The organism is Klebsiella sp. C239, from assembly GCF_048822715.1.
Lineage (GTDB): Bacteria > Pseudomonadota > Gammaproteobacteria > Enterobacterales > Enterobacteriaceae > Klebsiella > Klebsiella quasipneumoniae.
Genome location: NZ_JBMEZK010000013.1, coordinates 91,324 through 99,402, shown reverse-complemented (window position 1 = coordinate 99,402; position 8,079 = coordinate 91,324). Strand labels below are relative to the sequence as shown.

The 8,079-nt window shown below is 56.1% G+C and carries 7 protein-coding genes and 1 riboswitch; of the genes, 2 read left to right on the top strand and 5 right to left on the bottom strand.

Translation table 11 applies throughout. The features are described 5' to 3' along the window. Positions 1–381: 381 nt before the first annotated feature. Positions 382–1,233, bottom strand: a complete 852-nt coding sequence (gene murI, locus ACOI6Z_RS24560; RefSeq protein WP_044520945.1) for a glutamate racemase — start codon at positions 1,231–1,233, stop codon at positions 382–384. Then, positions 1,178–3,016, bottom strand: a complete 1,839-nt coding sequence (gene btuB, locus ACOI6Z_RS24555; protein WP_032454489.1) for a TonB-dependent vitamin B12 receptor BtuB — start codon at positions 3,014–3,016, stop codon at positions 1,178–1,180. The genes murI and btuB overlap by 56 nt, the downstream gene beginning before the upstream one ends. 64 nt (positions 3,017–3,080) lie before the next feature. Then, a riboswitch (cobalamin riboswitch) is annotated at positions 3,081–3,268 on the bottom strand. Positions 3,269–3,382: 114 nt separating this feature from the next. On the opposite strand from btuB, the gene trmA reads away from it, so the two are divergent. Further along, positions 3,383–4,483, top strand: a complete 1,101-nt coding sequence (gene trmA, locus ACOI6Z_RS24550; RefSeq protein ID WP_004203692.1) for a tRNA (uridine(54)-C5)-methyltransferase TrmA — start codon at positions 3,383–3,385, stop codon at positions 4,481–4,483. 50 nt (positions 4,484–4,533) lie between these two features. Here trmA and ACOI6Z_RS24545 read toward each other — a convergent pair whose 3' ends face one another. Together ACOI6Z_RS24545 and fabR are read right to left on the bottom strand one after the other, a co-directional pair. After that, the gene (locus tag ACOI6Z_RS24545) at positions 4,534–4,893 is read right to left on the bottom strand and encodes a YijD family membrane protein (RefSeq protein WP_004203691.1); all 360 of its coding nucleotides are present in this window, start codon (positions 4,891–4,893) and stop codon (positions 4,534–4,536) included. A gap of 15 nt (positions 4,894–4,908) precedes the next feature. Further along, positions 4,909–5,544, bottom strand: coding sequence for an HTH-type transcriptional repressor FabR (gene fabR / locus ACOI6Z_RS24540; RefSeq protein ID WP_004151856.1), 636 nt, complete (start codon positions 5,542–5,544; stop codon positions 4,909–4,911). Between the two features lie 196 nt (positions 5,545–5,740). On the opposite strand from fabR, the gene sthA reads away from it, so the two are divergent. Beyond that, positions 5,741–7,141 (top strand): Si-specific NAD(P)(+) transhydrogenase, encoded by a 1,401-nt coding sequence (sthA, locus tag ACOI6Z_RS24535; protein ID WP_002883016.1) that lies wholly within the window; start codon positions 5,741–5,743, stop codon positions 7,139–7,141. Here the strand turns inward: sthA and oxyR are convergent. Further along, entirely contained in the window at positions 7,124–8,041 is a 918-nt protein-coding gene (gene oxyR, locus ACOI6Z_RS24530) for a DNA-binding transcriptional regulator OxyR (RefSeq protein ID WP_002883015.1), read from the bottom strand. The genes sthA and oxyR overlap by 18 nt on opposite strands. Positions 8,042–8,079 lie beyond the last annotated feature (38 nt).

Sequence of the window (8,079 nt, the reverse complement as noted above, 5' to 3'; positions counted from 1 at the left end):
GTGAATTAAACTTCGTAATGAATTACGTGTTCACTCATGAGACTTGGTATTCATTTTTTGTCCGAAGACATTAAGAATCCATGTCACTTTGAGTGCCCACACAGATTGTCTGATAAATTGTTAAAGAGCAGTTGCAACGCGCTTTCAGCTCACCGTTGCGAGGTCCCGTATAATACGTTTTCCTCATTCAGAGTCAAGCCCTTATTTTGCTTTTCTCTGTCGGTTTTCAGCGCTGAACTTCATCGCCGAAACCCTGCTGACCCGGCGGCTTGCTTGCCGTTGTTCCGTGTCAGTGGAGGCGCATTATAGGGAGTTCTGAGACGTTGACAAGCCCTGTTTTCAAAAAATTATTCAACCGTCTCTTTTTTGTGCAAAACGCCGTTAAAGCGGTAATTTTTCCAGCGTCGAGAAGCCATAGCGATGCAAAACGGGTAAAAGTTGTTCCGTTTCTGCCGTCAACGCCATGCAGAATGCTTTATTCTCGTCGCTGGACTTCGCATCCGGCGCTTCATGCTCTAACAGCCAGGCGGTGCGACGGGCAATCGCCGCGCCGGAATCGATCAGCCGCGTGCCCTCGGGCAGGACGCGCTGCAGCTCCTCCTGTAAAAGAGGAAAGTGGGTGCAGCCCAGCACCACCGTATCCGGCGGCTCCTGCATCCGCAGCCACGGGCGCAGGATACGGCGCAGTTCTTCTAACGGCACAGGCTCGCCGTGCAGCTTCGCTTCCGCCAGCTCCACCAGCTCCGCCGACCCCAGCATTTCAATCCGACATTCATTGGCAAAGCGGTCGATCAGCTCACGGGTATAAGGACGCTTTACGGTGCCGCGCGTCGCCAGCAGGCCGACAATGCCGTTCGCCGTTAAGCGGGCGGCGGGCTTAATCGCCGGCACCACGCCGACAACGGGGAAGGCGAACTTTTCACGCAGAGCAGGCAGGGAGACGGTACTGGCGGTATTGCAGGCGATCACCGCCAGCGCCAGGGGATAACGCTGCTGGACAGCGGTGACGATTTCCACAACGCGCTCAACGATAAACGCCTCGCTCTTCTCGCCATAGGGGAAGGCAACGTTATCGAAAGCATAGATGTAATGCAGATTCGGCAGCAGCTGCCGAATCTCATTATAAACCGACAACCCACCGACGCCGGAATCAAACACCAGCACGGTGGGACGTGGATCAGAAGGTGTAGCTGCCAGACAAGGTGTATTCCCGTCCTGCAGATTGGTAGCCATAAACTGTCTCGTAATCTTTATCGAACAGGTTGGCTATTTTACCACGAACTGTCAGGTGTGAGGTGACGGGATACGATAAACCGACATCCCAGAGGCTCAACCCACCCATATTGACGGTACGCGAGTTGTCGTAATCATAATCGTAGCGCTTGCCGATGTAGTGATACGTCACATCCCACCCCAGATCGTAGACCTGGCCGTTCAGCTCGTATTTCACCTGCTGCTTCGCCCGGCGATAGAGGATCTTGTTAGTTTCATCATCGCGAGGGTCAACATACTGCAGCGTCAGATGGTGCTCCACCGGCCCTGTGGTGACATTCCCCGTCCACTCCAGCCCCTTGATCGTCGCAGACTTGACGTTGTAATAGGCGTTGTTGTCGTAATCGATGAGGTTTTGAATCTCATAGCGATACGCGGAGAGACGCCAGTCGACCGGCCCCGTCAACCCTTCGAGGCCCGCTTCCCACTGCTTCGACTCCTCTGGCTTCAGGTTCGGGTTAGAGGCGATGCCAAAACGTTCCGCGCCGTACTGCTGTCCGAGGGAGGGGGCGAGGAATCCTGTACCGTACGAGAGCGTTGTCCGATAACCCTCGATAAATTCCCAGCCTGCCGCCGTCTGCCAGGTACCGTGCCAGCCAAACTGCTCGTCATGATCCTCACGGCCGGAAGCTTCCAGCGTCACGCTGTCAATCTGCTGCTGGCCCGTCAGATAAAGACCGGTGGTATCGCGCTTATACACGTCGGTACTGGTCGTTCCGCTGGATTTCAGCTTCTCCTGTTTCCAGTCTACGCCACCGCTCACTGCGCCATGGCCCACCACAACATTATTTCCCCATTGGATATAGCGTTGTTCCATATCATCCAGGGTGGTGCCCGCGGCATAGCGGCCAGCGTCGCTGCTGTAGTTGTAATCTTTAATACGCTGATAGTTCGCAATCAGCTGGGAGGAGTAAATTCCGGAATGGTAGTGCAGACCGGTGTCCCAGGATTGGGTATAGGACTGATCTTCATCGTTTCCACCTGCGTAGCCCCAGTTACCCTGGTCATAGTCAGCATTGGCGGAATAACCATAGCCGCGGAAGAACCCCGAGAAGTTGTCATCGAACTGATGCTGTACCCCGCCCCATAGCATTTTATTGCGGTAGCCGTCGCGATCGCTGTCGCCGCTATAAGAGGAGTTCGGCTGGACGTTAAACCCTTTGGTGGTCTGATAGGCGCCGGCAGCGGTAACCAGCGTATCGCCAAACCGCTTGTTAAAGGCGCCATCGTAGGACTGATAGCCGTTCGTTCCCGCGCCGGCGTTGATCTGCGAACGCTCAGCATCGGTCATGGTGATGATGTTCACCACCCCGCCGATCGCCCCGGAGCCGTACACCGCGGAGCGCGGGCCGCGAATGTATTCCACCCGCTGGACCAGAGAGATAGGGATCTGACTGATATCCACGCCGTTGGAGATCCCCGGACGCGCCATCGGCACGCCGTCGATCAGCACCAGCACGTGGCGAGCCTCCGTCCCCCGAACATACAGCGAAGCGCTCTGCCCCATGCCGCCGTTGCGGGCAATATCGACGCCGGGAAGACGACGCATGACATCGTTTAAATCTTTGGACTGCCAGCGGTCTATGTCATCGCGCGTCACTATATCGGTCGGCGCCAGCACGGTATTGACCGGCTGTTGAAAACGGTTTGCTGTCACCACCAACGTGTCTGAATTGCTGTCCTGCGCCCAGCCGGAAAATGCCGTGACGGATAAGGCCGTCATCAGCGAAGCTTTTTTAATCATTGTAAAAGCATCCGAAACAGAAAAAGGATGCCGCAGGTTTTATCAGTTGCTCGCGACGATAAAACCCAGTGCGACGTATTCCGGCAGGTCTTCGGGCTTGGAGGCTGTTTCAAGAAATAATGACTTCCCACGGCTAACCGCAGTGTCTGCACCGAGTGCGCTCATTTCTCACCTTCCTTACCGCTGCGCGTCAGCCCCAGATTTCCACTGGGTTCCCTTTTAACTCACAGGACCGGTAGGCGAATGCTACAATCAGAAACATATAGATGTCCAGACTGCTAATTATATTTCCCGCGGCATTCGAGGCTGGACATCCCCGGCGCTTTCCCTACAATCCCCGCGTACTTATTTTATTCAGGATACATCATGACCCCCGAACACCTTCCTACCGAACAATACGAAGCGCAGCTGGCAGAAAAAGTCGTCCGTTTGCAAACCATGATGGCGCCTTTTGCCGCGCCGGTTCCGGAAGTGTTTCGTTCGCCGGTCAGCCACTACCGTATGCGCGCCGAGTTCCGTCTGTGGCACGATGGCGACGACCTGTACCATATTATTTTCGATCAGCAGACCCGGTCGCGGATTCGCGTTGACAGCTTCCCGGCCGCCAGCGCGCTCATCAATCAGCTGATGACCGCCATGCTGGAGGGCGTGCGCAACAATCCCGTGCTGCGCCATAAGCTGTTCCAGATTGACTATCTGACCACCCTCAGCAACCAGGCGGTCGTCTCGCTGCTGTATCATAAAAAGCTCGATGATGCCTGGCGTGAGCAAGCGGAGGCGCTGCGTGACGCCCTGCGAGCCCAGGGGCTCAATGTGCATCTGATTGGTCGGGCGACTAAAACTAAAATCGAGCTCGATCAGGATTATATAGATGAACGCCTGCCGGTTGGCGGTCGGGAGATGATCTACCGTCAGGTGGAAAACAGCTTTACCCAACCGAACGCGGCCATGAACATTCAGATGCTGGAGTGGGCGCTGGATGTCACCAAAGGGGCGACCGGCGACCTGCTGGAATTGTACTGCGGCAACGGTAACTTCTCGCTGGCGCTGGCGCGTAATTTCGATCGCGTACTGGCCACCGAAATCGCCAAACCGTCGGTGGCGGCGGCGCAGTACAACATCGCCGCCAACCATATCGACAACGTGCAGATTATCCGCATGGCGGCTGAAGAGTTTACTCAGGCGATGAACGGCGTGCGTGAGTTCAACCGGCTGCAGGGTATCGATCTGCAAAGCTATCAGTGCGAGACTATTTTCGTCGATCCGCCGCGTAGCGGGCTGGACAGTGAAACGGAGAAAATGGTGCAGGCCTATCCGCGCATACTGTACATTTCGTGCAACCCGGAAACGCTGTGCCGTAATCTGGAAACGCTAAGCCAGACGCACAACGTTACCCGGCTGGCGCTGTTCGACCAGTTCCCGTATACCCATCACATGGAGTGCGGCGTTCTGCTGACCCGGAAATAGGCCAAAAAAAACCGGCAACGTCATATTGCCGGTTTTTTATCACTGGCGGCTTATTCAGCGGCGGTATTTTTGCGGTTACGCATCTTGTAGCCAATCCAGAAGACCATCGCGACGGACAGAACGGCCGGGAAGAAGTTAGAGCCGATATCCGGGTACTCCGCACGCACGACGGTGCTGTACAACAGCACCCCGAGAATAAAAAAGGCGGCGGCCAGGCCCGGTAGCCCGACGGGCATACTGCGATTCTGATAGCGCTGATGCAGACAGTAGACCGTCAGCAGCAGGGATAAGATGGGGAAGACGGAAAACGGAACTATCGAACTGAACAGCGCCGCAAAGGCGCCATTAATAGATAACCCGGCAATCAGCGCCAGCAGCAGCGTACCTTTATCTTGAACTGAGTGTTTCATTGCTCGTCCTTCACGTTATTCGGAATGATGTGACATTTTTTCTTGTTCACGGCGATACCAGTAATACGCGCCTTTAGAGATCATTCTGAGCTGCAGTACCAACCGTTCTTCCAGCTGTCGGCGCTGTTCAGGGCCGACATCCAGCGCTTCCGCGCCAGCGCTAAAAACGATGGTGACCATAGCTTCAGCCTGCGCTTCGGTAAAGGCGCGCGGCATATGGTTTTCGAGTTCTAAATAGTCGGCGAGTTCCGCAATAAAATGCTGGATTTCGCGTGCGACGGCGGCGCGAAACGCCGCAGACGTTCCCGAGCGCTCGCGCAGCAGCAGGCGGAAAGCGTTCGGGTTGTTACCGATAAACTCCATAAAGGTCGAGACCGAGGTGCGGATCACGCTGCCGCCTTTGGCAATCCGCTGGCGCGCCTGGCGCATCAGCTGGCGCAGCATCAGTCCGCTCTCATCGACCATCGTCAGGCCTAACTCATCGACATCGCGAAAATGACGATAGAAGGACGTCGGCGCGATCCCTGCTTCCCGCGCCACTTCACGCAAGCTCAGGCTGGCGAAACTCCGCTCAGCGCTAAGTTGGCTGAATGCCGCTTCCACCAGCGAACGGCGGGTTTTTTCTTTTTGTTGTGCTCTTACGCCCATCACGATGTATGAATCCTTCCAATAGCCCTGCTGGCACTATACCAGAGATTAAAACTAATCGGTTTGCCCTGGATTGTGAATGATTGTTTACGAGCCGTTTCTGCTTTTATGCCGCAAAAAAGCACAACGATAATTGGGTTAAAGCGCAGCGAATGTTATCATCGTGTTTATTTTATGTATAAAACAGGTGAGTAATGCCATGTCACACTCTTGGGATTATGATGCAATAGTGATTGGTTCCGGTCCTGGCGGCGAAGGCGCCGCCATGGGACTGGTGAAACAGGGAGCACGCGTTGCCGTCATCGAGCGCTACCATAATGTCGGCGGCGGTTGCACCCACTGGGGCACCATCCCGTCGAAAGCCCTCCGCCATGCCGTCAGCCGTATTATCGAGTTTAACCAAAACCCCCTCTACAGCGACCACTCCCGCCTTCTTCGCTCTTCTTTCGCCGACATCCTTAACCATGCCGACAGCGTCATCAACCAGCAGACTCATATGCGCCAGGGATTCTATGAGCGCAACCACTGTGAAATTCTGCAGGGCAATGCCCACTTCGTTGATGAGCATACTCTGGCGCTGGAGTGCCATGACGGCACGGTCGAGACGGTGACCGCGGAGAAATTCGTTATCGCCTGCGGATCTCGCCCCTATCATCCGGCGGATGTCGATTTCCACCACCCGCGCATCTATGACAGCGATTCGATTCTCAGCCTGCAGCATGAGCCGCGCCATGTGATCATTTACGGCGCCGGGGTAATCGGTTGTGAATATGCGTCGATCTTCCGCGGCATGGAGGTGAAGGTCGATCTGATCAACACCCGCGATCGTCTGCTGGCCTTCCTCGATCAGGAGATGTCAGATTCGCTCTCCTATCACTTCTGGAACAGCGGCGTGGTCATTCGCCACAACGAGGAGTACGAAAAGATTGAAGGCGTTGATGACGGCGTCATCATGCATCTGAAATCCGGGAAAAAGCTCAAAGCGGACTGCCTGCTGTACGCCAACGGCCGCACCGGCAATACCGACACTCTGGCGCTGGAAAACATCGGACTGCAGACCGACAGTCGCGGCCAGCTGAAGGTCAACAGCATGTACCAGACCGCCCTTCCGCACATCTATGCGGTTGGGGATGTCATCGGCTATCCGAGCCTCGCCTCCGCGGCGTACGATCAAGGACGCATTGCCGCCCAGGCGCTGGTGAAAGGCGAAGCCTCAGCGCATCTGATTGAAGATATCCCGACCGGGATCTACACCATTCCGGAAATCAGCTCCGTCGGGAAAACCGAGCAGCAGCTGACGGCGATGAAAGTGCCGTATGAGGTGGGTCGCGCTCAGTTTAAACACCTGGCGCGGGCGCAAATCGTTGGCATGAGCGTGGGAACCCTGAAGATCCTGTTCCACCGGGAAACCAAGGAGATCCTCGGCATTCACTGCTTTGGCGAACGCGCAGCCGAAATCATTCACATCGGCCAGGCGATCATGGAGCAGAAAGGTGGTGGTAACACCATTGAGTACTTCGTCAACACCACCTTTAACTACCCGACCATGGCGGAAGCGTACCGGGTTGCCGCGCTGAACGGCTTAAACCGCCTGTTTTAACGCCTTGTCGAAATGGCCATCCATCGTGCCGCGGATGGCCTCCGCCAGATGTTCATAGCGGCTGCGCAGCGGTGAGCCCGGACGGTAAACCAGACCGATGGTGCGTCTTGGCTCTGGCTTAATGCACGGCAGGTAGACCACGCCATCGCGTTTTCTTTCTTGCGGCACTGCCAGCGCAGGCAGCAGGGTAATACCGCTGCCTGCCGCCACCATATTGCGCAGCGTTTCCAGGCTGGTCGCGCGGAAGTGGGTATCCTCATCCGCCCCCGCTTCAAAGCAGAAGCCCATCGCCTGATCGCGCAGGCAGTGGCCATCCTCCAGCATCAGCAGCTTTTCACCGGCCAGATCCGACATCGGCACCCGGTCGCGGTTTGCCCACGGATGATCTTCATAGATAGCCAGCATCATCGGCTCATCGAACAGCGGCACCTCGATAAAGGCCTCGCTCTCTTTGACCAGCGCCAGGATGGCGCAGTCGAGCTTACCGCTGTCGAGCTGAGCCAGCAGCTGATGGGTCTGCGCTTCGTGCAGATACATTTCCAGCTTCGGGAAGGTCTGATGCAGCATCGGAATGATGTGCGGTAGCAGGTACGGGCCAATTGTCGGGATCAAGCCGATATGCAGCGGCCCGGACATGGTTTCCCCTTGTTGGCTTGCCATCTCCTTGAGCACTTTTACTTCGCGTAACACGGTACGCGCCTGATCCACCAGCAACAGCCCCGCCTGGGTAAACAGAACCTTACGGCTGGTGCGCTCCAGCAGCATGACGCCAAGCTCATCCTCCAGCTTGCGGATCTGTCCGCTGAGCGTCGGTTGGCTCACATGGCATGAGTCAGCCGCCCGCCGGAAGTGGCGGTGTTCGGCGAGCGCTACCAGGTATTCAAGATCGCGAATATTCATTATTCATCCTCCATCGCCACGATAGTCCATGGCGATAG

Bases quoted from the DNA above. Each gene is read 5' to 3' on its own strand.
- sthA (WP_002883016.1), top strand. From the start codon at position 5,741: ATGTCACACTCTTGGGATTATGATGCAATAGTGATTGGTTCCGGTCCT.
- btuB (WP_032454489.1), bottom strand. From the start codon at position 3,016: ATGATTAAAAAAGCTTCGCTGATGACGGCCTTATCCGTCACGGCATTT.
- trmA (WP_004203692.1), top strand. From the start codon at position 3,383: ATGACCCCCGAACACCTTCCTACCGAACAATACGAAGCGCAGCTGGCA.
- murI (WP_044520945.1), bottom strand. From the start codon at position 1,233: ATGGCTACCAATCTGCAGGACGGGAATACACCTTGTCTGGCAGCTACA.
- ACOI6Z_RS24545 (WP_004203691.1), bottom strand. From the start codon at position 4,893: ATGAAACACTCAGTTCAAGATAAAGGTACGCTGCTGCTGGCGCTGATT.
- oxyR (WP_002883015.1), bottom strand. From the start codon at position 8,041: ATGAATATTCGCGATCTTGAATACCTGGTAGCGCTCGCCGAACACCGC.